Annotated in this window: 19 protein-coding genes; 10 read left to right on the forward strand and 9 right to left on the reverse strand. The window is 52.3% G+C overall.

Features of this window, described 5'->3' with window-relative positions; genetic code table 11:
- Window positions 1–188: 188 nt before the first annotated feature.
- From ACYVAD_RS23775 to ACYVAD_RS23795, 5 genes are all read right to left on the reverse strand, one after another.
- Window positions 189–2,651, reverse strand: a complete 2,463-nt coding sequence (locus tag ACYVAD_RS23775; protein WP_461142045.1) for a TonB-dependent receptor — start codon at window positions 2,649–2,651, stop codon at window positions 189–191.
- Window positions 2,652–2,799: 148 nt separating this feature from the next.
- On the reverse strand, window positions 2,800–3,498 hold the full coding sequence (locus ACYVAD_RS23780; protein WP_461142046.1) for a DUF4097 family beta strand repeat-containing protein: 699 nt from the start codon (window positions 3,496–3,498) through the stop codon (window positions 2,800–2,802).
- A 33-nt stretch (window positions 3,499–3,531) separates the two neighbouring features.
- A complete protein-coding gene (locus ACYVAD_RS23785) occupies window positions 3,532–4,308 on the reverse strand; it encodes a DUF4097 family beta strand repeat-containing protein (protein WP_461142047.1) in 777 nt (258 codons plus the stop codon).
- A gap of 26 nt (window positions 4,309–4,334) precedes the next feature.
- Complete coding sequence (locus tag ACYVAD_RS23790) at window positions 4,335–5,117, reverse strand: HEAT repeat domain-containing protein (RefSeq protein ID WP_461142048.1); 783 nt, start codon at window positions 5,115–5,117, stop codon at window positions 4,335–4,337.
- Window positions 5,101–5,619, reverse strand: a complete 519-nt coding sequence (locus tag ACYVAD_RS23795; protein WP_461142049.1) for an RNA polymerase sigma factor — start codon at window positions 5,617–5,619, stop codon at window positions 5,101–5,103. The genes ACYVAD_RS23790 and ACYVAD_RS23795 overlap by 17 nt, the downstream gene beginning before the upstream one ends.
- Before the next feature lie 310 nt (window positions 5,620–5,929).
- Between ACYVAD_RS23795 and ACYVAD_RS23800 the strand changes: the two genes are divergently transcribed.
- The 3 genes from ACYVAD_RS23800 (at window position 5,930) to ACYVAD_RS23810 (ending at window position 8,361) form a co-directional block, all read left to right on the forward strand.
- Complete coding sequence (locus ACYVAD_RS23800) at window positions 5,930–6,394, forward strand: response regulator (RefSeq protein ID WP_461142050.1); 465 nt, start codon at window positions 5,930–5,932, stop codon at window positions 6,392–6,394.
- A 235-nt stretch (window positions 6,395–6,629) separates the two neighbouring features.
- On the forward strand, window positions 6,630–6,860 hold the full coding sequence (locus tag ACYVAD_RS23805; protein WP_461142051.1) for a hypothetical protein: 231 nt from the start codon (window positions 6,630–6,632) through the stop codon (window positions 6,858–6,860).
- A 205-nt stretch (window positions 6,861–7,065) separates the two neighbouring features.
- Window positions 7,066–8,361, forward strand: a complete 1,296-nt coding sequence (locus tag ACYVAD_RS23810) for an alpha/beta hydrolase family protein (RefSeq protein ID WP_461142052.1) — start codon at window positions 7,066–7,068, stop codon at window positions 8,359–8,361.
- Window positions 8,362–8,429: 68 nt separating this feature from the next.
- On the opposite strand, the gene ACYVAD_RS23815 is transcribed toward ACYVAD_RS23810, so the two are convergent.
- Window positions 8,430–8,558, reverse strand: a complete 129-nt coding sequence (locus ACYVAD_RS23815) for a hypothetical protein (protein ID WP_461142053.1) — start codon at window positions 8,556–8,558, stop codon at window positions 8,430–8,432.
- On the opposite strand from ACYVAD_RS23815, the gene ACYVAD_RS23820 reads away from it, so the two are divergent.
- Complete coding sequence (locus ACYVAD_RS23820) at window positions 8,548–10,227, forward strand: arylsulfatase (RefSeq protein WP_461142054.1); 1,680 nt, start codon at window positions 8,548–8,550, stop codon at window positions 10,225–10,227. The two genes, ACYVAD_RS23815 and ACYVAD_RS23820, sit on opposite strands and share 11 nt — an antisense overlap.
- Window positions 10,228–10,345: 118 nt before the next feature.
- Here ACYVAD_RS23820 and ACYVAD_RS23825 read toward each other — a convergent pair whose 3' ends face one another.
- The 3 genes from ACYVAD_RS23825 to ACYVAD_RS23835 are packed head-to-tail and all read right to left on the reverse strand — an operon-like array spanning window position 10,346 to window position 16,589.
- Window positions 10,346–11,830 (reverse strand): calcineurin-like phosphoesterase C-terminal domain-containing protein, encoded by a 1,485-nt coding sequence (locus ACYVAD_RS23825; RefSeq protein WP_461142055.1) that lies wholly within the window; start codon window positions 11,828–11,830, stop codon window positions 10,346–10,348.
- 42 nt (window positions 11,831–11,872) lie between these two features.
- Window positions 11,873–13,324 (reverse strand): SusD/RagB family nutrient-binding outer membrane lipoprotein, encoded by a 1,452-nt coding sequence (locus ACYVAD_RS23830; RefSeq protein WP_461142056.1) that lies wholly within the window; start codon window positions 13,322–13,324, stop codon window positions 11,873–11,875.
- A 37-nt stretch (window positions 13,325–13,361) separates the two neighbouring features.
- Entirely contained in the window at window positions 13,362–16,589 is a 3,228-nt protein-coding gene (locus ACYVAD_RS23835) for a SusC/RagA family TonB-linked outer membrane protein (RefSeq protein WP_461142057.1), read from the reverse strand.
- Between the two features lie 753 nt (window positions 16,590–17,342).
- On the opposite strand from ACYVAD_RS23835, the gene ACYVAD_RS23840 reads away from it, so the two are divergent.
- The 6 genes from ACYVAD_RS23840 (at window position 17,343) to ACYVAD_RS23865 (ending at window position 22,758) form a co-directional block, all read left to right on the forward strand.
- Window positions 17,343–17,468 carry an FAD-dependent oxidoreductase gene (locus ACYVAD_RS23840; RefSeq protein WP_461142058.1) on the forward strand — a complete coding sequence of 42 codons (126 nt, stop codon included), beginning with the start codon at window positions 17,343–17,345 and terminating at the stop codon, window positions 17,466–17,468.
- 9 nt (window positions 17,469–17,477) lie between these two features.
- Window positions 17,478–18,398, forward strand: coding sequence for a flavin monoamine oxidase family protein (locus tag ACYVAD_RS23845; RefSeq protein ID WP_461142059.1), 921 nt, complete (start codon window positions 17,478–17,480; stop codon window positions 18,396–18,398).
- Window positions 18,399–18,601: 203 nt separating this feature from the next.
- On the forward strand, window positions 18,602–20,200 hold the full coding sequence (locus ACYVAD_RS23850) for a TlpA family protein disulfide reductase (protein WP_461142060.1): 1,599 nt from the start codon (window positions 18,602–18,604) through the stop codon (window positions 20,198–20,200).
- 336 nt (window positions 20,201–20,536) lie between these two features.
- Window positions 20,537–21,316, forward strand: coding sequence for a hypothetical protein (locus tag ACYVAD_RS23855; protein ID WP_461142061.1), 780 nt, complete (start codon window positions 20,537–20,539; stop codon window positions 21,314–21,316).
- 157 nt (window positions 21,317–21,473) lie between these two features.
- Window positions 21,474–22,247: a hypothetical protein gene (locus ACYVAD_RS23860; protein WP_461142062.1), complete on the forward strand. Its 774-nt coding sequence runs from the start codon at window positions 21,474–21,476 to the stop codon at window positions 22,245–22,247.
- A gap of 118 nt (window positions 22,248–22,365) precedes the next feature.
- Entirely contained in the window at window positions 22,366–22,758 is a 393-nt protein-coding gene (locus ACYVAD_RS23865; RefSeq protein ID WP_461142063.1) for a hypothetical protein, read from the forward strand.
- Window positions 22,759–22,814 lie beyond the last annotated feature (56 nt).

Raw genomic sequence — 22,814 nt, forward strand, 5'->3', positions numbered from 1 at the left:
ATAGCTTTTTCGGAGGTACACAGACACGGAAACGGGCCGCCGAAACGGGTCAACTACGTAGCTGAGAAGCATACGTTGTTTAAACCCATTTCGGCGGCCCGAACCAGCGGCAGATTATAGGTGCCAGCTAATCAGTAATTCATAATGCCTGTTGCTGTTCAGAAAGCGACGTCGTTAGTTTTTCTGTTCTACCGGCCACCGGCATCGTCGTTGCTGATTTTGCGGCTTTGCTTACCGCCCGAACTCATCTGGCCAAACCGCCACTCAAAAGCAATCCGGGCTGATCGGCTCAAAAAGAAGGAGCGCGTTTCGGATGCGAACGTCGGCCCGTTTTGACTAAACGTCTGCGTTACGCCCCGGTTGAACGGATTGTTGACGCCCAGGGTCAGGCTTGCTTTTTTTGCCATCAGTTCCCGCTTCAGCGCAAAACCATACCAGTAGAAACTTGACCCTTGGCCTTGCAGGCTAACCCAGCCCGAGTTGAAATTTCCGTTTGCCTGAAACGTATAATCGTGGGGGAGTTTGTACGTGCTGCTGACGTTGAAATTGCCAACCAGCCCGTTGTTGCTTTGATTTAGACCGGGACTGCGTAGATCAACGTAACGCAGGTCCATGCCGCCGTTCAAGGTCCAGACTTTAGAGGCCTGGCCGGACAGGTTCAGATTCAGGCCGTACGCTGCACGCTGGGCAATATTCTGAGGTTTACTCAGCGAGACGCCTGCTTCGTCGACCGTGCGAACGTATTCGATGGCGTTGTTGGTCATGCGCCAGTAGAAGGCAGAATTGATGGACAGCCCCTTTTTGGTCGTTACGCTATGACCAAGTTCAACGGCGTGGTTTAGTTCTGGATTCAGGTACGGGTTGCCCGTTTGCAGGTTGCGCGGATCGCTGGCGTTGACCCAGGGATTGAGGTACCAAAGCTGGGGTCGCTGAATGCGTTGCGTATAGCTGGCTTTCACCGTGTGCGACCCCAGCCCTTTTGACGCCATCAGACTTGGGATCAGATTGGTGTATTGACTGTTGAGGTTTGTCTTCGTGGTCATGAAATTACCCGTGATCAACGTTCGCTCCAGACGAGCCCCAACGTTAAGCGTCCATTTTGATCGCGTCTCCACGCGAAGGGCACTGTAGCCCGCATAAATCTGCTGGTTATAGTCAAAATCGTTCGACTGGGCGGGGTCCAGCACCAAGGGCAATCGCCCATCGGCTGATTCTTCAACCCGATATTCACTACCGATGTCGCGACGGATGGCTTTTATCCCCGTTTCCAGCTTCAGCCGGGTTGTGTCGCGGGCGGAGCGTAGCTGAAACGGGTACGTATAATCAGCCTGTAGCGTGTATTCTTTGTTCCGGCTGTAATTGGTGCTGTGCTGCCGGAAAATAAGCTGGGCGGTTTCGTCCAGGGAGTAGCGGTCGGCGTCGTAAAAATAGTTGTCCGGCATGCGGCTGTACTGCGTCAGTAAACTAAATTCCGCCGGAGCTACGCCCGCCCGAGCGGGTTTGTCGGCCCGACGGTGAAACGTTTTGGTATAACCCAGATCGAACTGGCTATTTCCGTAGGGGTTGCTAAGCCGGATATCGTTGCGAAACTGCTGCAATACGTTGCCCGTCGGATCGGTCAGCCGATTGATCACGGAGCTGTTGTTGGGGTAGTAGCCCCCCCAGGCGTTGGCCGAAAAATTAATCCGGCTTGTCGAATCCGGATCATAATCCAGGCTTAGTTCACCGTAACCGCCCGTACCGGTATTGTCGGCGAAGTTGCTTTGAAATAGCGTATTCAACGGCGTTCCGTTGGCCAGGGTCGTACGAAGCGTCTGACCCTCCCGGATATTACGGAACTGATACCCATTCGCCGATAAGGAAAATCCGAGCTTCTTGGTTTTAACGGCCAGCTTGGTGTTGGTGCTTCGATTCAATGTACCAGCCGATGCCATCACCGAACCATTGAAGCCCTGCAACGCCTTTTTGGTGATGATGTTGATCACCCCGGCGGCTCCCTCGGCGTCGTACTTGGCGCCGGGACTCGTGATGACTTCCACTGATTTAATATTGTCGGCGGGCATCTGTTTCAGGGCGTCCGCCAGATTGCGGGCCATCATCGCCGACGGTTTTCCGTTGATTAGTATCCGAATGTTGGAGTTGCCCCGCATCTGAATGTTACCGTCCAGATCAAGGCTCAGCGAAGGAACTTTACGTAACACATCAGCCGCTGAACCACCCACGTTGGAGACGTCTTTCTCCGCATTGTAGACCAGGCGATCCCCCTTTTCTTCAATCAGCGATTTCTGAGCAGCTACGGTTACTTCACCTAGCGTCTGACTCGTTGCGCGCAGGCGGATTGCTGATAACGTAACGGAAGGCTGATTCGTCGTCAGGGTAACGCGTTTATTGACAGGGGTATAGCCAACGGAGGTTAACGTGAGCGTATAGCTGCCCAGGGGTAGGTTTGTTACCGTAAACTTTCCGGTACTGTCCGTCGTGGTACCAGCAATCAGCGTGGATGCATCCCGCACGGCTACTGTCGCAAAAGGCACTGGTTGGGTAGTCACCGAGTCAATCAGTGAACCTGTTACGTGTCCCGCAGGGCCCGATTGGGCAATAGCATCCCCAACCCATAGCGCCAGGGCGGCTAAGGCGATAAAAAGTTTCATAAAAGGAAGTATTGGAGGGTGAAAAGGCTGGCGAAGCGAAGGGTACTGCCGGTTGGGCCCAGGACCGGCAGTAAGACTTGATCAGCGATTTTGACTAAAGAGGAGCCAAAATCAGGAACGTTGCACCAACGGGTGCGTGAAGCGGAAATTATTTCTCTTTACGTAGATAGACATCATTGCTGATTGATTCCAGCCGAACCTGGGGGCCACCGCTGAGCAAAGTGCCTTCCAGCATGTAGCCAACAATTGGGTTTTTGGGGCGGTTGCCCGTAAACTGAATCGATAAGTCAGAATAGACTTCACCCGTGATGGTCTTCATGGCGACGTTGGCCCCTTTGGCCCCCGGCCAGCTCACGTCCACAAAGCCGCTGATGGATTTGGCCCAGACCGAACCGGTAGCGCCCTGAATATCAATGTTTGCGTTGATCGTCTCGACCTGTAAAGCCGTTTTGTGGGGGAGAAACACTTCGTAATGAATGGTACTGCAAACGGAGTAGGTTTCGCCGTTGATGCTCGTCCGCCAGGTTGATTTGCTGCCGGGACAATCTTCCGCTTTGCCTTGTTTGAGCAACTTCTGATCAAAGTCGGTCGTGAGGCTGGCGGCCTGCGCAGTCGACGTCGTTTCGACCAGTAGAGCGTCGTTGAGTTTATTATTGTTGATTGTCACCGTAATCTGCACGGAAGCAGTCGACTTGTCCCAGTAGCGAACCCGTATGTCATCACCGAATTTCAGGTTGAGGTGAACGGCCTGCCCCGCCGACAGGGGCAACGATTTGGTGATAACTTTCTGGGCCCAGACAGGCTTGATCAGAAAAAGCAGCAGGAGCAGCAGCAGTGAATTTTTCATGGTGAATGAAGGAAAAGGGTGAGGAGTCGACGCTTATTTCTGTTTACGGATGTAGATATCGCTGTTGATCGTCTTGAGTTGCAAGTCAACACCTCCGCCGTTGGTTGTCCCGTTGATCAGGTGTCCGCCACCCATGCGGGTCATCCCGTCTTTTTTGGTAGTACCCAGGTCAAAATCCGTGTACATCTCCCCGTGGATGGAGCTCAGTTTTAGGTTCGCTTTCGCCGATGCGGGCAGAGTAATGTCAATCGCTCCGTTGACGGTCGACATGGCCGTGGGTTTGCTCTGATTTAAAGCTGAATAGACTACTTTGATTTCGCCATTGATCGTGTTCGCTACGACGGGACCCGTTACGTCGATCAGATTGATTCCTCCGTTATTAGTGCGCAGCTCCAGATCGCCTTCTACGTTTTGAATCGTTAGATCGCCGTTCGTCCAGTTGGTTTGCTCGTAGAGGATGGCCGATTTCTGGGGTACCCGGATGGTATACGGTACACTTTTACGGGAGGCTTTCTCGATGCGAACGTTGTTCCCCTCCGTAATGACGGACAAACCTAAGCCCGTGTTATCGACGGCTGAATTATAAAGAGGACGCAACCCTTTCGCGCGTTCCGGGGGCGCTTCTAATTTCGTCGACGTCTGAATGATCAGTTCGTTCCCGTTATAGCCTTCGATCTTCAGATTGGTGGGATCTAGTTGGATCGTTATCCGCTGATTCCCGCTGTTGGCGAGCTTCGTTTTGTATTCCTGAGCATACAGCATCGCCCATTGGCCCAGGCAAAGTATGCCGGCCATTACTACTTTTTTCATGACAGTACGTGATTAATAAATTCGATTTATGAAGGGGAGTTATTGGCAGTCATCAGGAGGCCAGCGCCTTCCTGTGCTTTCAGTCGGACAATGTCCAGAACTTGCTGGTTACGAGCCAGGCGCTGCATATCCGAAGCCGCCCGTTTTTCCTTGATCGCGACCAGCGTTTCGATAAGCGTCAGTTGCACGTTCGGATCTTTCTGAATTCGCAACGACTGAATCAGCGCTTCGCGGACGCCTTCCTCGCTTTCGAAGTGCAGTAGCGCCTGACAGGCGGCCAGCCGGACGTTCACATTAGCGTCGAAATTCAGCGTATTGATCAGGAGCTGGGTGATTTCCTGATCGACCTGGTCGAGTTCGTAACTTTGATTAACGGCCTGGATACGGTCGCTGGCTGATGTTTTGGCTATGGCATCAAACGCCAGTACTTTTTTGATGGATGTCGCCGGATACTGACCAGTATCGGCAGCGCTGGCTAGTGTCGCGGGCTCCTCTCGGGTATAGAACCGACCGGCCGCAAAACCAACCAGTAGGAGCGCTACGCTGGCCGCGATTCGGAGACCCCAGCTCGTCAGTGACCGGATTTTTGTGTCGAATTTCGGCGCCTGTGGTTCCAAGCGAGCAAACAAATCAGTCGATGGCTGTTGCGCCTGAGCCGCGCTGAAATGAGTGAACAGCGGGGCGTGCTGCCGTAAAGCCGGCGATACCTGTTCGGGCTGTTGAAAGTAATCGCGTAGTAATTTTTCTTCTTCAATAGTCGTCTCGCCAGCGTAATAGCGGTTCAACAACTCCTCAATAGTTGGCTTCATAATCGTTTAGTCTGATGTAACCATCCCGCAGGCGCTGGCGAGCCCGGGATAGCGTAACACGGATGGTATTGATCGACAGGCCGGTGAGTTGCTCGATTTCCTCGAAAGAGTATTCCTCAACGTCGCGCAGGTGCAGTACCAGCTTCTGATTGTCGGGCAGGTCGTCGATCAGCCGCCGGATTTGCGTCGCGCTGTCCGCCAGTTCCACCTGCCGGTGGGGCGATACCTGGTCGGTGGCTACACTACTCAGATCCGCCTGCTTGTCTGCTGTCTGCCGGGCGTGTGCCTTCATGCGATCCAGGCACAAATTCTTTGTCATTTGGACGGCCAGGGCTTCCACACTCTGATACGTGTCTAGTTGCTGACGATTCGACCAGAGCCGCATCAACACATCCTGCAACGCATCTTCGGCGTCTTCCCGGTTCCCCAGGAACATCGTCGCCAGCCGGAAGAGTCGATTCTGAACAGGCAGAATGCGTTGCTTGAAAGCGTGTAGGTCCATGTCACTAGCATAGACGACTGAGTTTAGAAAACATTACAGGACTGAGAGAAATTTTTTATGGCTTCGCCGGTTCATTGGATCAGACGCCATCAATCCCGTTCTCGTACAGCCTCACATAATCTGTGCACCGATCCGCACGCGCTGTAAGAATACGCTTGAGCGAGAATGAATGCTATATCGTTAAAAGCGTTTTTAGTTTACACAAAGGAGCCTGATCAGTAGTTATATGGTTGCTTGTTGATTGACTCAACGTAAAGAGCAGTTTACTTCGGTTCAATCCCGTTCCTGTCGTTTTAATTTACGTATGCTGATGCTGGCTGACTTTCCCATTCTTTTAGTTGACGATGAAGACCACATTGCCGAGGTCGTGAAGCGGGCAGCCCACGAAACATTTCCTAACGCCCGTATCCACGTCGTACGGGACTACGCCCAGGCAGTGGCTTACTTACGGGAAACGATAGGACCCGCGCCCCAGTTGATTCTGCTGGATATCGATCTCCACGTCGGGCCAAGTGGATTAGACTTTCTGGAGCGCATACGCCAGCATCCCCAATGGCGGCTTATCCCGACAGTCGTCCTGACGCATCTTGAGGATGAAGCCGCCAACAAAGACTCCTACGAACTGGGGGCTAACTATTTCAGTATTAAGCCTTATAGTTTCGACGGCTGGAAAGATTACATGCTTAGCTTAAGTAATTACTGGTTCCGGATGGTTGCCCGGCCAACCGTCTGGCTGGGTGGGGGCAAGCACAAAGGCTTCGGGCGTGATATGTGATACCTAACTGAAGCCGTAACGATGAATAAAATTTGTCCCGGGCTTCTCCGGAGAGCTAGGTCTATCCGTGTGGCCCAGGGGCAGGCGCATGGCGTCCAGCTGCGTTAACTTGAGAACAGGAAAACAACTTTGATTTTTACGTAACGAATTGATCAGGGAAGAGACAACGGCCGCTGCCATTACGTACGCGCAGGCTTGTGACCACTTTGAACATATACAAACTATTCCGCACGTCATGTTTACCTTATTTCTGCAACACAGCGATTACCTCGAAGGACAGCCCAAAATAGAGCTACCGTTTATGCCCAACAGCAATGACTGGCTGGAAATCCCCGTCGATGTCCGGCAGAACTTCTGGCCGGGTTGCGCTGAAACATTGTACATAGTCGAACGGGAGCATCTGTTTGATGAGAAGATGCAGTATTACGGTACCCGGCTGTATCTGCAGGATTGGGAAGGACGCTAGTCAAGGTAGATGTGCTAATCGAATAGCAACAGGGAGGGCTTACTGTCAGGGCGCGGGGAGACTGCCAAGTCAAATACCAAGTCGACATGATTTAATTGACGGCGGATAGGGTAGGAGAACAGGCCCGTAACGTTTAGTAGCTGTCAACTCTGATCTGTATCTTGTCTAGCATCAAGTTGGCAAACGAACCCACTTTGCTGCATTCATGAATAACCGCCCAATTTGTCTTTTACTTGTCTTCCTGCTGATTACAATCAGACTTGTTAACGCCCAGCCTTCTGGTGATCAGTTCATCAACGGGGATCTGCTCCCCAACGCCCCGGAACTGGCAGCTCGGGGCAAGTATACAGTAGGGGTACGAACGATAAAACTGGTCCATCCGGGCCAGGTTGACGTACTGCACGGAAGCGCCGGTCAACATCCGCTCTATGACCGTCCGTTGACGGTTGAACTATGGTACCCGGCCCAGGCGGGGGCCAACAAGCAACCAACGGTCACCTATCAATCCACGTTGGGCCGAGCCAACGATCCCAAACGACCACTTGTTCCGTTTACGTTCCAGGGGCGGGCCCTGCGCGATGCACAGCCTGATCCAAGTGGCGGAGCTTATCCGTTGGTGATTGTCTCCCACGGTTATCCCGGTTCGCGACTGTTGCTGACGTATCTGACCGAAAACCTGGCCTCCAAGGGATACGTGGTAGCGGCCATCGATCACACTGAGTCGACCTACGGCGATCTGGCGGCCTTTTCCAGTACGTTGTTAAACCGTTCCCTGGACGATAAATTTGTGCTGGACGAAATGGTCCGGCTCGCGCAAAAAAACAGCACAAGTTTTCTGGCGGGCTTGCTCAACGCCGATAATACAGCCCTAATTGGTTATTCGATGGGGGGCTACGGCGTGCTTAACGTAGCCGGAGCCGGCTATAGTCCGCAGGCGCTGAAATTGTTCGGACAGATGGCCGGGGGCAGTACGGCGCTGGAACCCCGTACGCAAGCTTCACCTGCTTACAAAGCCTCGCTGGACCCGCGCATTAAAGCAGTCGTTGCATTCGCGCCCTGGGGTATGGAGCGTGGCGTCTGGGACGCCACCGGCCTGGCTGGGTTGACGCTGCCTACGCTGTTGGTGGCTGGTAGCAAGGATGATGTGTCCGGTTACGAAAAAGGCGTCAAAGCAATCTACGACGGCGCGGTTAATTCGGACCGGTATATGCTCACTTACCTCAATGCCCGCCATAATGTGGCACCCAATCCACCTCCGTCGGCCTCCATGCTACCCGGCGTATCCGCCGATGAGTACATGCACTATGCCGAGCCAGCCTGGAATGAGCACCGGATCAATAACATCAATCAGCACTTTGTGACCGCTTTTTTAGGTCTCCACCTAAAAGGAATGGAATACGGTAAGTATTTGACTCTACCGGAGACGGCTGACGCGGAAGGATGGCCTGGATTCAAAGCGCGCATGGCCGTCGGGCTGGAGTTACGCCACGCTAAACCGTAGCGGCAAACTATCCGCCTAATCAGTATAGGAGCAGTCAGGCCAAACCACTGGCTCCCGAATTTACTCGACTAATAGATGTTTGTGATGAAACCTCCTTTCTGGATCGGAATGGCCGCGCTGGTTTTCAGCGCGTGGATGGTCCAGCGGCCAGCGACTGGCAGATTGGCAGCCGATGTGCCCCCCAACATGTTATTCATTCTGACTGACGATCAGGGCTGGGGAGATCTGAGTCTACACGGGAACAAGTTCGTCGAAACGCCCAATCTCGACCGACTGGCTCGCAGTGGCGCCCAGTTTGACCGCTTTTTCGTTAGTCCCCTTTGCGCGCCCACCCGCGCTAGTATGCTCACAGGTCGCTATCACCTGCGCACGGGGACGGTTTCGGTGACCCAGGGCTGGGAACGCATGCGTGCCGATGAACTCACACTGGCCGAGGTCTTCCGCCAGAACGGTTACGCGACCGGTTGTTTCGGCAAGTGGCACAACGGTGAAAACGCGCCCGAAGACCCCAACGGGCAGGGGTTTGACGAGTTTCTGGGCTTCTGCGCGGGCCATTGGAATAATTATTTTGATACCGAGCTGCAGCACAACGACCGGATGGTGAACACAAAGGGGTTCATCACCGACGTACTGACCGATGCTGCGCTGAGCTTCATCGGGAAAAATAAAGCCCGTCATTTTTTCTGTTACGTACCCTTCAACGCTCCTCACAGTCCCCACCAGGTACCCGACCGGTATTTTACCAAGTACAAGGCTAAAGGACTTAACGATGAAGAAGCCAGCATCTACGGCATGGTCGAAAACGTGGATGATAACGTAGGGCGTCTACTGGCGGAACTGGACCGGCTGGGGTTGGCCAACAATACGATTGTTGTCTTCGCGACCGATAACGGTCCTAACGGCCATCGGTTCAATGGCGATATGAAGGGAATCAAAGGATCGGTGGACGAAGGGGGAGTGCGGGTGCCGCTGTTTGTGCGCTGGCCTGGTACTATTCGTTCCCAAACCCGAATTCGCCCCAATGCAGCCCATATCGATTTGCTGCCGACGCTGGTAGATTTGTGCGGTCTGCGCGTGACGCCGACTCATCCACTTGATGGCCGTAGTCTGGCCGAGCTGTTACGAGGTCGAACGGATACCCTGCCCGACCGGCTGCTGTTTACGCACGTTGCCGGGATGAGCGGCAACCAACTTCCCGCCGAACCGGGTGGTGTTCGCACGGCTCAATACCGGCTAACGCTGAAAAACGGGCAAACCCAGCTTTACGATATGCGTCGCGACCCCTCGCAGGCGGCTGATCTGGCTGCCAGACAGCCCGAGCAGGTACAAACGCTGAAAGATGCCTACGAACGCTGGTTTAGGGATGTTTCCCGAAACATTGAACCGACCCGACCAGCACCAGTGGCGGGTAAACGGGTGCTGTTGCAGGCGCCCGAAGCCCATTTTTCGGGTGCGGTCCGGTACAAACAGGGTAATGGCTGGGCTAATGACTGGCTGATAAACTGGAGTTCACCTGCTGATTCGATCTGGTGGGATGTGCTGGTGGATCGGCCGGGCCGGTACCAACTGAGTTTACAGTATACGGCTCCGGCTGCAGCTCGCGGAACGAAATTGACCGCTACGGTGGGGAAGAAAACACTCCAGCAAACGATACAACGTAGTTTCGATCCACCCCTGAAATCCAGTCCCGACCGGATTCCGCGTAAGGAAGTCTACGAGAAGGCATGGGCTTTGCTGCCACTGGGAACACTGGACCTGCTCCGTGGTCAGCAGCGAATTCTGCTCCGGGCGACGTCGGTTCCGAACGGGCAGGGCGCTGAGGTGAAGGCGTTGCTGCTAACCGCCCTAGGGGAGTCCGCTCCCTAAGCAGGAGATATTGTCTGAACGCTGGTAATTAACGGCTGAATTTGCTACGTAAAAAGCAGCTTCGATACTTATTCGAAGCTGCTTTTTACGTAGCAAAAAAAACTGATTAGCCTACATGTCAAGCAAGGGTCAACTGTTCCGTGAATACGGTACCGAAGCGATCCGTAGCTCGTACCGCAATGGTTTTTGCGTCGGTTGACGGTTTGATGAAAAACAGGTGATCGGTGGGCGAGGGGTCGACAAACTTATGTTTTTTGGGCAGTTCCGGTCCCGCGTATAATTCCACCGCCCAGGGGTCCAGCGCTACGCTGGGTTCGAGCTGTCCTTTTAGCACGCCGTCTTCCAGCCATTCAACTTTCCACTTCGGGTCCCAGTTCCAAACGTTCACCGCCAGCTGATCCGGCGCGTCTTTATAGCGTCCCTTCTCGTAAATCCGGAGCTGGTGCTCACGGGGCTTACCCGTCGATTTATAATACCACTGAATGTCACCCCCGTCCACTTCGTACACGCCGTAGCCGTTCGGAGTCCCGTCGCTACAGATGGGACCCGTCCACCAGGCCCCGCATACCGTGCCGTGTACGTGTTCCATGACGTTATCAGATTCCCACTTTTCGTTGACGTGGGTGTGCCCCGACATGATGTGCGTCTTGAACGGCTTCAGCATGTCGTAGAGCTGCTTTCGGTTCGATACGCTGCCGCCCAGTTCTTCCTCTTTCAGGTTGTTCCGGCGTTTGTGCCCCGTTTGCGTAGGAATGTGCAGACTCACAACGACCGTCGAGCCCGGCTTTACCAGCGACAGGTCCTGTTCGAGCCAGTGCAACTGGTTTTCGGTCAGGTAGCCGATGTACTTTTTTGCCGTCCCGATGAAAAACACATCATCAAGCATAACGTAATGAATCTGGCCCCGATTGAACGAGTAATACGTCGGGCCAAACTGTTGCTTGAATGTCCGGGCGGAATAATCGTCCGTGCGGGCGTCCAGGTCCAGGTCGTGGTTACCGATGACGTTGAAAAACGGAATGCCAGCCATCCCGGCTGCTGCTTTGTAGTCGTCGTACAGTTCGAAATGATCCCAGACTAGATCGCCACAGCCAATGCCGTGAAAAAGTGTTCCTTTGGGATACGATGCTACCAGGTCACGTAAATCGGGACCTGCCTGAGTTTTGAGCAGTTCGGCGTCTTTTTTAGAAATGATCTGCGGATCGGCCCAAACGACAAACTGGTGTTTTGTGCCGTCGGTCGGTAGTTTATCCAGTGCAAAATCAGCGCTGAACGTCCCATTTTTGGCGACAATAGGTTGAAAGAAACGGGCCATGCCCCGCTCCTGCGGGAAAGCGTAACCCGCCGGCAGACTGAGGTGAATGAACTCGGCACCGTCTTTAGCGTTCAACTGGTAGCGCCCGGATGAATCTGTCTTGACAACGGTATACCCGTCTGTAACCGCTACGTTCGCGATGCCTTTGCCCTGACTGTGAACACGGCCGATCAGCGTAGTACCCGCGACTACCGCCGATGCTGAGGGGGGCGCCTGCGCGGTTGGGGCAACGGTGAGCGCGGCCCCTGACCAGCCGATCTGCTGAAGAAAATTACGTCGATTTAGCATAGTTAAGATAAGTTTCTGGACGGTTTCCCGTAGAACGATAGCTTATTTCTCCCACCAGACTTTCGTCATGACATTGTCGCCACCGATGCGGGCGGCCGCAGCTTTGTGATTATCGGGGTTGAAACGGCGTACGTCGTTGTGGTACATGAAGCGCGTCGGCATCACGCCATTATGAAGCATATGTTGGGTTTTAGGTAACACCGGGAAGCCCGTCCGGCGATACTCGAACCACTGCTGATAATCGTTGAAGAACAGCGCCAGATACTTCTGAGTCATGATTTGCTCCAGCGTTCCATTGAAAGCAGCTTTGGTGCTGGTGAGATACGTCGTTGGAAGTACCCCGTTTTTCCACTGGGTAACCGCGGCTGTAACGCCTTTGTCGTAGGCCGTTTTAGCCGCGGCCCGATTGCCGAAATGCAGGGCCACTTCCGCCTTGATGAATTCCACTTCGGCGTAGGTCATGATCACCTCGGTGATCTCGGTGCCCAGGGTCGTAAAGATCATTAGATCACCATTGGGCGTGCTGGGATTGAAATTGAATTGCGATTCGTTTCCCGAGTGGGCACTGGGAATCCCCCGGTAACCCAGATCAACCGTGGTTGTACCTTCCAGGCGGGTAGCTTTCGTCATGAAGAGCGCCCTACGCGGATCGGCCAGATCGTTGAGCATGTCCACAAAAAACGAACTCATCGCTTCAAAATTGACGTAATCCTGCCGACGGCCCCAGGCATAATCGTACGGGGTCAATCCCGAAATTTTCACCAGTGCGGCATCCGTGTTGCTGGTGAAAATCGGGTAATCCGCTGGCTTGTCGATGATCGCTTTCAGCCGATCATAGCTGTTAAAATCGGCTTTCTTGCTCGTCCGCAGCAGCAACCGCAGCAGAAGCGAGTTGTTGAACTTCTGCCATTTCGCCTTGTCGTTGTTGTACAACAGGTCGTTTCCCGACATGCTGCCGCTTTCCTTGTAGATTGTGTTAGCCGCTTCCAGTTTGATAATCAGGTCCGCATAGACGTCTTTCTGCTCGTCAAAAACGGGCTGAGCAACGCCGTTTTCGGCCTGCATCGCTTCCGAGTACGGAATGTCCCCGAATGAGTCCGTCAGGATACCGACGATGTAGGCTTTCAGCGTGGCGGCTACTGCTTTGTAAACGGGTTGTTGATACGTATCAGCGGCCTGTTCCATTTCCCGAACGTTGCGTAGCCAGGTGTAGCAGGTACTCCAGGTCCCGTTCCCGGCCGATTCCGTTACGTCGTACCGGTGCACCCCGTTGGCAACGCTGGGGTTCGGCAAGTTCGTCTGCATGATCTGGCCCGTGAACTCGTGACTACGCACCGTGAAATAATCACTCATGCCGTAAATGATCGGGGTGAGTAAGCTGCCCGGCGTCACCTGGTCAATGCGGTTGGGGTCGGTGTTGAGCTCTTCGAAGCCTGTCGTGCAGGAGAAAGAGGCCAGCGCTACGGTTGCTAGATAAAGAAGTACTTTTTTCATTGATTACAATTGTCTTCGGGTCGAACAGTCCGTTCGATTAGAGTTTTAGATTCAGGTTAATGCCCCACGTGCGTGGCGTAGGCAGCTGGCCCATTTCAACGCCCGGCACCACCGTCGCGCCGTTCAGCGAGGCCGTCTCGGGATCGAAAATGGGGAACTTGGAAATCATCGCCAGATCGCGGCCAAAGAAGGCGATGCTGGCCCCGGAGATTTTCCAGCGACTAACCAGCGAGCGGGGCAGGGCGTATTCCAGCCGAACTTCGCGCAATTTCAGGTACGACGCATCCAGACTGTTGGTCTCTACGTTGGCCCGGCGGTAGTAATCGGCGTACCAGGTGTTGATGGCTACTGGCTTGGTGTTCGGGCTGTAAGAACCATCCTCGTTCTGCACGACGCCATCACCCACGATGGTCATTGTTTCGCGACCGTACAGCGTGTGCTTCAGCTTGCCCTGCTCGGTCATTTTGTGGTGGGTCTGTGAGTAGATGATCCCGCCGTACTGGCCGTCCAGTAATACGTTCAGCTTCAGATTTTTGTAGGCAAACTCGTTTTGCAGGCCACCGCGCCAGTTGGCGTAAGCGTTGCCAATCCGGGTAATATCCGTTGGCCGAACTGCCAGACCCGTAGCCCCATCGAAGACCACCTGCCCCAACTCATTCCGAACCAGACCATAGCCCCAGATGTCGCCCGTACTGCCGCCTTTGGTCGCAATAATGGACGCGTTGCCGCTGGTCGCAATGATCTGCTGATTGCTCTCAATAGCATCGCTCAGCGCCAGAATCTCGTTCTTGTTCTTCGCCCAGGTTGCTGTAACCCCCCAGGTAAAGTTTTTCGACTGGACGGGCTGACCCGACAGCATCACCTCGACTCCCTGGTTCCGTACGTTGCCGCCGTTGATGAAAGCCGAGCCGAAACCCGTCGTTACGTCCATCGGCACCATGAGCACCTGGTTGACCGTCGTATTCGAATAAAAATTCAGGTCCGCGTTGATGCGCTTCTTAAACAGGTATATGTTCAGACCAGCCTCCCAAGAGGTCGAAATCTCCGGCTTCAGGTTGCCATTGAAGAGAGTCGATGGGGAGTTCGCCGAACCGGGAAACGTTGATTTGTCGTAATACTTAGCCGTGCGGTAGGGGTCGGTGTCCGTCCCAACTTGTGCCCAGGACAAGCGGGCCTTGGCGAACGAAATAACCGAAGGCAGGGCAAACAGATCGCTCAGCACGTAACTCGTACTCACCGATGGGTAGAAGTAAGAACTGGTAGAACTGGGTAGGGTAGAGGACCAGTCGTTACGTCCCGTGATGTCCACGAAAATCATGTCGCGCCAGCCGAGGTTAACCAGTCCGTAAACGCTGTTGATCTGCCGCTGGGTCAGGATGTTGTCGGCAATGGATTGCTCCAGCGCATTGGACAGCTTATACACGCCGGGCAGCAGCAGACCCCTTGCCACGGCGTTGTTCTGTTTGACCTCGTTACTCATGCGGTTGCCCCCGATCGAAGCCGTCACGTCAAAATTGTTGCTCAGGCGATCTTTGTAGGTCAGCAACGCGTCTGTGTTCGACTCCATGAACATGACATCCTGCTGCTTGTAATACCCCTGCGGGAAGTTGGCCGTGTTCCAGGGACGATTCTGCTCGCGACGATCCTGCCGGGTGTTGAGGCCCGACCGAACCATCAGTTCCAGTTTGGGAGAGAGGGTATACTGCGCCTGAATGTTACCGATGATGTTGGTGCTGTTCAGGCTGTTGATCATGTCGTAGGCAATGACGTACGGGTTCTCGATGTACGAACTGAAAGGGTGAATCTGCTGAATTTGGTATTGCCCTTTTTTCCAGCGGGGTTCGTACCAGGCCAGGTCCACGTTCGGATTCTGGAAAATCATGAAGTACGCAATCGACTGGTTGTTGTAGCCCGTACCGGGCAGGTTATCGCTGTTTTTGCTGGTGTAACTCAGCTTTGTGTTCAGTTTCAGTCGTTTCGACAGGGAGATGCCCGTGTTCAGCGACGCGACCAACCGGTTGAAGCCCGTGTTCGGCATGATCCATTCATTCGTGGTGTGCGTAATGGACGCCCGGGCCGTGAAGTTGTCCGAGCCGCCTTCTACGGCAACGCTGTTGGTAAACGTGTGCCCCGTTTGCCAGAAGCCTTTGATGTTGTCTTTGTAAGGCTGCCACAACCGGCGCTCCGGCGACTGGCCTTCCCGGTCGGGATCGTACTGGAAATACTGCTGGCCGTTGAATTTAGGCCCAAAGGCACTCGACGTAGACCCCGTGTTGGGGCCGTCCGCTGACAAACCATACGAGTAATACAGCTCGCCCGTAGCGTTCCGGTTTAGGTTTCCCTGACCATACTCATACTGGTACTCGGGCCAACGTAACACATCGTTGACGCTGAAATTGGAATTGACCGTTACGCCGACTCCCTTCCCTTTGCGCTTCCCGGATTTGGTCGTAATAACCAGCGCCCCGTTCCCGGCCCGGCTACCATACAGCGCCGTCGCGGCCGCGCCTTTCAGGACGGTAACCGTCTCAATATCGTCCGGGTTGATGTCGCCCAGGCCGTTGCCGAAGTCAATCGGAATGTCTTTGTCAGCTCCACTGGCTCCCGCGCCGTAGGCCTGATCCACCCCGGAGCTAACTTTGCCGTTTATCATCGGTATACCGTCGACCACGATCAGCGCTTCATTTTTGTTGGGGTCCAGTGAACGGTCACCGCGCAACGTGATGCGGGCCGAGTTCAGCGGGCCGGAACCTGTCTGGAGAATATTCAGACCCGCCACTTTGCCCTTCAGCGCATCTGACCAGTTGTTGGGCAGGGCCTGAGTAATCTGGTCTTCCTTGATTGTCGAGACGCTGTAACCCAGCGCTTTTTCTTCCCGCTTGATACCCAGCGCCGTAACGACGACCTCATTGAGATCTTTCTGCGCGTTTTCGAGGTAGATAACAAGGTTGGTTTCGTTCCGGTCGGCCTTGAAGCGGTGCGTTTGAAAACCCACCGACGTGAAGCTCACCTCGCTCCCGGCGGGAACTTGTAGCTGAAACCGACCGTCGGCATTTGTTACGTTCACGCCCTTCCCGTTCACCGAAATGGTGGCTCCCGGTAAGGTGCCCCCGTCAGCTCTTGACACGACGGTCCCGCGAAGATTTAGCGGTTGATTTTGGGCGTGTAAAACGCAGGAACAGAGGAGCAGGATACCCAACAGCGCCTGTTTGCAGGGCACTAGAATAAGCCTGCTTACGCGTTGATAAACTAGAATAACATCCATTTTACTAGAGGATAAGTAGAAAAACACCACAAGTTTATCGCTCTAATGTTAATCGAGTTTTAATGGAATGTTATCAAAATAATATGATCATAATGATATGTAATAAACTGCTGACTGTGAGTAGTATAACGTTACGTTGATCAAGCTGGAATACTGGAAGAAGACTTTTTACGAGTTTGTTTAGGAGAATTGACTTCGCCGGAAGAGAGGGAAAGTAGAAGGCCGAACACGGGTTGTATAAACTATTTATTAGCAGTACCTGGTAGGTGATGCCTGTTTCAGATCAGGCCATATTCCTGCCGTCGAACCGGGTGGCCGGAGGGCTGCTAAGTTCTAGGGGAATCTACCCCCCGCCCCTTAAAGGGGAGAAGCTTATTCACGATTTCCTCCCCTTTAGAGGTTGTTTGGAGAGCAATTTCAGGATCACAAAATCGCCTTTTTTGTCATTCCGACGTCAGGAGGGATCTTCGCTAGAAGCAAACAAAACCGCCTTTTACCGAAGATCCCTCCTGACGTCGGGATGACAAAAACACTATCCCAAACAACCCCTAAAGAGTGAGAAGCTTATTCACGGTTTTCTCCCCCTTTAGGGGGCGGGGGGTATAGTTACCCGAAGGAAATTTGGTCACTATCAGAGACAAATTAAGAACTTAACAGCCCTGCGGGTGGCCTGAGCCAGGACGAAGACGCTCTGGCACCCCCAGATGGATGAGCAACAGCCGTGCTTCGGGTAAAAAATGATAATTTGGGTCGATGAAATCGAATGATACCGTACTTATTATTGGTGGCGGCCTGAGCGGTCTAAGCTTAGCCTATTTTCTACAAGCCAAATCTGCCAAGGTAACGCTTCTGGAAGCATCGTCCCGGTTAGGCGGGTGAATTCAAACCTTGGCGGGTGCTTTATCGACACCGCTCGAACTGGGAGCTACCTGGTTTTCGGACCGGCATCCCCAGCTGCTGGCGCTGATCGAGGAACTTGGCTTAGGGACGTTCCCCCAGTTTTCGGAAGGAATCTCCCTGTTTCAGACCAAGTCCTTCGAACCCGCGCAAAAGTTCTTTATTCCGGCTTCTGAAGCGCCGTCTTTTCGATTGGCAGGAGGGACGAGCCAGTTGATTGACGCCCTGGCCCGGCAGCTCATGCCCGATTCCGTTCACCTGAATAGCCCCGTAACCGAGGTTCAGGAGGAGTTGGAAGGTATCGTCGTTCGAACGGCAACCGGGCAAACGTATCAGGCCGACCGGGTGATCTGTTGTCTGCCCCCGCAGGTGGCTGCGCGCATCAAAGTAACCCCCGAACTCCCCTCCGCCACCCGCGACCTGCTGCCAACGGTGCAGACCTGGATGGGTGGGTCGCTCAAATTTGCGGTGGAATACGCGACTCCCTTCTGGCGCCACAAAGGATTGTCGGGGATGCTCTACAGTCACGCGGGCATAGTGGTTGAACTATACGATCACACGAGCGCTGACGGCCAGCGGTTTGGCTTTACGGGTTTTCTGAACGGGGAAACGGCTTCCTTTACGCAGGACGTACGCCGGGAACTCGTATTACGTCAGCTGGGGGAGCTGTTCGGTGAAGAAGCGCTTTCGCCGACGGCCTACGTTGATAAAGTCTGGAACGATGAATTCATCGTGGCGGGTAACCCCGTCATTCACCGGCCCCACCAGAACAACGGCCATGCTTTACTGCAAACACCGTATCTAAATGGGAAGCTGTATCTGGGCGGGACGGAAACGGCCACTGAGTCGCCCGGCTACATGGAAGGGGCGGTGGCGTCGGCCCGAAGACTGGCGACGCAGTTGGCCGGTTAATAATGTATATACTTTTTTGTCCTATATATACTACACGGTACTTGCTTAAATCACCAAGCCAGTATCTTTGGGCATCATTCTACGGTGTGGAAAAAATGGGAAAAGCCCGACTACGATGTGGTCGGGCTTTTTTATGTTGCCGGCAGTCGTGTCTAGTAGTAAACGTGTGGCTTATGCTTTTCAGCTAACACTAGCATAAACATATGTTGACTGACTACTCAACTTTCCTGAAGAAAGCGATAGCCGGACTCGTCATGGCCCTCTTCTTCCTGACGAGCTGCTTTCCTGCCACCGCCGGAATAAAAACAGACAAGCCCGCTCAGGAGCGCCCCTTCGTGCTGACGTTTGTCAGCCCATCGCCCACTGACGCCAAGTTCGCGTACACGAAAACCATTGTAGCTCAGATGTTACACACCATTGCGATCTACGAGGGAGGGGAACGGCAATTTGTCGAAGTCAAGCCTAATACCATCCCCAAGACAATAAGGGTAAACACCAAGCAGGGATATGTGGTGGTTAGACATACGATCAACTACTTCGATTCTGCTGATTATCTGTTCAGAAACGGGGATAGCGTGGCCGTCGACTATCAGAACGGGTTGCCCAAGATGACCGTACTCAACCGAAAGGCCGCCCCCAATGACTACGAGGTGGAGACACTGCTCAGGGAGCCAACTACGGTACAGGCATACACCCCAGTGGGACAGTTCTTTGGCGCGCATGCATTACTCACTCAGCGTATACTTTCCGACAAGGTGATGAAGGAACGCCTATCCAAAATTCCCCTTGAGCAACAACTAAACAAAAGCGCAGCAATCAAGCAGGAAATCATGCAGGAGTATTACGCAAAGTCGAGCGCCTATCTAGACAGGGCAGCAGCGCGGCTAGATTCCCTGCATCAGCAACAACCTCTTTCCCAAGATATCTACCATTTTTATAAACATAAGCTAACTAACCTCAAGCACATCGTCGATACGCAAACGGGTCGTCTGAACGAGCAGCAACTCCAGGCAATTTTTCGGGAACAACAACCCAATTCCTTTGGCTATCCTGAGCTGTACCGGCGTCAGTTTTTGGAAACGGTAGCTGACCGCTTAGTGGCGGCAAAAGCACCTTTCTGGAATGCAAAAGACTTTGTCAATCGCGACTACCGGCAGGTCTACCAACTCCTCAGTCAGAGCTCCCTTTTTCCCAAGAGAGACCAAGATTACCTACTTAGTCGCGAGGTCAATCGAATTGGCGACACCTTCTCCAGAAACGACCTGCTGACTTACTACAAGCGCTTTATAGAGCAAGCAAGCGATACAGCGGTGGTTCAGTCGATGAAAGAAAAATACGAGCTCGAATTTGCCGAGAACCGCACAACGACCAACTCGGTGGTGTTGGTCAACCCAACGGGCCAGCAGCAGACCCTGGACCAGTTGGTCAAACGCCACAAAGGCAAAGTCGTTTACGTCGACTTTTGGGCGAGCTGGTGTGTACCCTGCCGACAGGCTTTGCCTCGCTCTAGGGAGCTACGCCAGAGTCTGGAGAATAAGAATGTGGTGTTCCTTTATCTCTCCATCGATTCGGCTATGAAACCCTGGCAAACCGCGTCGAACAAAGAGAATCTAGCCAGCTACGCGAATAATTACTTAGTGCTTAATTACAACTCGGCCAGCTTTTTCAAGCAGTATAAGGTATCAGCGATTCCGCGATACATGATCTTCGACAAAGCTGGTCAGCTAGCCTACCAACAAGCACCAACTGTGGAGAGTCAAGAAATCGGCCCCTTGCTGGAACAGCTCGCCCAAAAACCATAAATAAGCGGATATGGTTGGTAATTTCGCTCATTTCAAGCAGATAGCCGAAGTCATTAGATCTCATATTAAACGCTCCCCTGCGGGACAGAGATAAATTTACGTATTCTTAATCCGGGTGTTTTTTTAGATGTCTTTTTAGCTGAATAGCATCAAGCAGAATTCAGACTCAGTAAATAGCTGCCTGACTGCGATAAACCGACAGACGGAACCCAGCAATGCTTGATTGAGGTAAAAGTAACCAAACGTGTATTTAATCAATCCAGGTAATAGGTTAAGGCATCGGGCACTAGGATAGCAAGGTATATGTCACTAAATATGCCCAAAATTTCTATCTATATGCACTCCTTTCGTTTACTCGTTCTGATCGCTACGATCAGCAGTTTGATCCTTTTTAGTTGCCAGGATCACCAGCTTGCCCCACCGACACAACCTCGATTCCGACTTAAAGAATACACCTTTGCTCAATCAAGAAGTTCTTACGCCTTTACCTTCACCTACGGACCGTCGGGTAAGCTGGCCAGCTACACTGAGAGATTTAACGGTGGGCTCTTTGCTACGAACTTAACCTATAACGCCCAGGGGCAGCTCGTGCGTCTTGACCGAAAGCCTTCGGATGGCAATCCTATCGCCAACAGCAGCTATCTAACCTACGATTACAACCAAGCGGGTAATATCACCACCATCACTCGCTACTTCATGCCCCCTAACGCCCCGGCTTACGTTAGCTCAGTCTATACGTTTGAATACGGAGCCAACGCGCCCTACCCCAGCCGCCAGATCTCCACTTTCTACGTCGATGGGCAAGTTAGTACGCGCGACCAACGAGACTTCTCCTACCAAAATGGCAATGCCGTTCAGATAGATTACAAGTACTTGATCGGTAGTAGTGTTGCCCCAAGTACAGTCACCTATCAGTTTGATGACAAGGCTAATCCGTTCTATAATCTATTAGGTTCTCCTGACGGATTTGAACCCATTTACAACCGCAACAATATTGTCTCCGATACGCAGTCGACAACGTATGATGGAAATGGACTGTTAACGAACCGAGTGACTAACATCAAATCGGACCCAGCCAATCAAGGCAGAAGTACTTATAGCTACGAGCAGTACTAGTGGATTTAGTTTGTCAGCCGGTATAATACCAAAAAAGCCTGACGCAAACTGCATCAGGCTTTTTTGGTATTATACCGGCTGTTATCTTGTATAGATTAGCGGACGTCCGAGACTTTATCCGAGTACAGTATTTTCAACTAATATCTAATTCACTCCAATGAAAAAATCTGTTTACCAACTTTTCTTAATTCACGCTGCCTTTTTGTTTCTACTGGCAGCCTGTACCTCCAATTCGGTAGATCGTTCCCCGTCTAAATGCCTAATTGTTAAACAAACAACGCAACACTCTACTTCCTCGTCAACTGGTAAAGAGATTGATATTGATGGTAAAAAATACACGGTTAGTGTTACCTATGATTATGCGTATAAATACGATAGTGAAAACAGATTGATACAAACAGATAGCTATGAGTACAACCGTAATCCCCTTAATGAGACGTATAAATACAGCTACCCTCATCCTGATACGTTGCTAAGCTTTTATCCTAATAAGTTTACATCGATTCTCAATGCGCAAGGGGCTATCATTAAATTGCTTGGTTCAACAAACCAGTATGTATACGATTCTGACGGTTTTCAGACGAAACTAGTTATTGGCGGTTTTACAATAAAGCGCACCGTAATGAATGAAAATATAGTCACAGAAGACGTCGAATATGATGGAGGCAGAAGTGTTTACGCTTATGAATATGATCTGACAAAACAGAATTTGCCCACCGTAACAATGCAGTGGGGCAAACAAAGTAAGAATTTGTTAGTACGGGAGAAAAGAGTTGATTATGATTCCTTTGGAAAGCCAAACCCAGGGAATTACATCATAAATTACCAGTATAAGTACGATCAGGAGGGACGGGTTACACGTAAATATTACCAGGACCCTGTACAGTCAACATCTATATATGTTGTTGATTATCAGTATCAATGCCAATAAGCAACCTTTATAAACTTGCGCACGGATCGACGACTCAATGCAGTTAAGGCAAAAAGTCCATAGTTAAATCACGACCGTTTTGCTGACCAATTCTTCTTTCTCTATCAAAACCAAACCCGTGAAGTATTTTCTTATCCTCGTTACCCTTTTAAGCCTTCAAGGATGCCGATCAAGTGAGCCTGTACCGGGCAAGACCCTTCTTTCTGGGGTAACCTTTAGCTTAGGTTGGCACAAGGTACTTTCTACCACAGAGTTTTCCTTTAAGTACAAATACAATAGCAAAAATCAGCTCATTGAGCGGCAGCAGATCGGTAGTGATGTGGTTCGTAAAACCCCCGTTAACTACTATCTTGAATACAACCAAGAAGGGAAAATTAGTCGGATCAAAACGAGTGACTCCTCGCTGTATTTCTTGACCTATCGACCCGACTCAATACTGGTGGATGCGGTTCGTGATTCAACTTCTACCATAATCTTCAATGGTAAAAAAGAATACAGGGTAGTGACGTAAAGATGGACTTTTCGTCTGGATTGCATGGTAACTATCACCGTTTCTTGCCGCTACTG

The organism is Spirosoma pomorum, from assembly GCF_054776615.1.

Coding starts and splice junctions, on each gene's coding strand:
- ACYVAD_RS23795 (WP_461142049.1), bottom strand. CDS start 5,619: ATGGACCTACACGCTTTCAAGCAACGCATTCTGCCTGTTCAGAATCGA.
- ACYVAD_RS23805 (WP_461142051.1), top strand. CDS start 6,630: ATGTTTACCTTATTTCTGCAACACAGCGATTACCTCGAAGGACAGCCC.
- ACYVAD_RS23830 (WP_461142056.1), bottom strand. CDS start 13,324: ATGAAAAAAGTACTTCTTTATCTAGCAACCGTAGCGCTGGCCTCTTTC.
- ACYVAD_RS23785 (WP_461142047.1), bottom strand. CDS start 4,308: ATGAAAAAAGTAGTAATGGCCGGCATACTTTGCCTGGGCCAATGGGCG.
- ACYVAD_RS23835 (WP_461142057.1), bottom strand. CDS start 16,589: ATGGATGTTATTCTAGTTTATCAACGCGTAAGCAGGCTTATTCTAGTG.
- ACYVAD_RS23820 (WP_461142054.1), top strand. CDS start 8,548: ATGTTATTCATTCTGACTGACGATCAGGGCTGGGGAGATCTGAGTCTA.
- ACYVAD_RS23775 (WP_461142045.1), bottom strand. CDS start 2,651: ATGAAACTTTTTATCGCCTTAGCCGCCCTGGCGCTATGGGTTGGGGAT.
- ACYVAD_RS23850 (WP_461142060.1), top strand. CDS start 18,602: ATGTTGACTGACTACTCAACTTTCCTGAAGAAAGCGATAGCCGGACTC.
- ACYVAD_RS23840 (WP_461142058.1), top strand. CDS start 17,343: ATGAAATCGAATGATACCGTACTTATTATTGGTGGCGGCCTGAGCGGT.
- ACYVAD_RS23860 (WP_461142062.1), top strand. CDS start 21,474: ATGAAAAAATCTGTTTACCAACTTTTCTTAATTCACGCTGCCTTTTTG.
- ACYVAD_RS23790 (WP_461142048.1), bottom strand. CDS start 5,117: ATGAAGCCAACTATTGAGGAGTTGTTGAACCGCTATTACGCTGGCGAG.
- ACYVAD_RS23855 (WP_461142061.1), top strand. CDS start 20,537: ATGCACTCCTTTCGTTTACTCGTTCTGATCGCTACGATCAGCAGTTTG.
- ACYVAD_RS23825 (WP_461142055.1), bottom strand. CDS start 11,830: ATGCTAAATCGACGTAATTTTCTTCAGCAGATCGGCTGGTCAGGGGCC.
- ACYVAD_RS23815 (WP_461142053.1), bottom strand. CDS start 8,558: ATGAATAACATGTTGGGGGGCACATCGGCTGCCAATCTGCCAGTCGCT.
- ACYVAD_RS23810 (WP_461142052.1), top strand. CDS start 7,066: ATGAATAACCGCCCAATTTGTCTTTTACTTGTCTTCCTGCTGATTACA.
- ACYVAD_RS23780 (WP_461142046.1), bottom strand. CDS start 3,498: ATGAAAAATTCACTGCTGCTGCTCCTGCTGCTTTTTCTGATCAAGCCT.
- ACYVAD_RS23800 (WP_461142050.1), top strand. CDS start 5,930: ATGCTGGCTGACTTTCCCATTCTTTTAGTTGACGATGAAGACCACATT.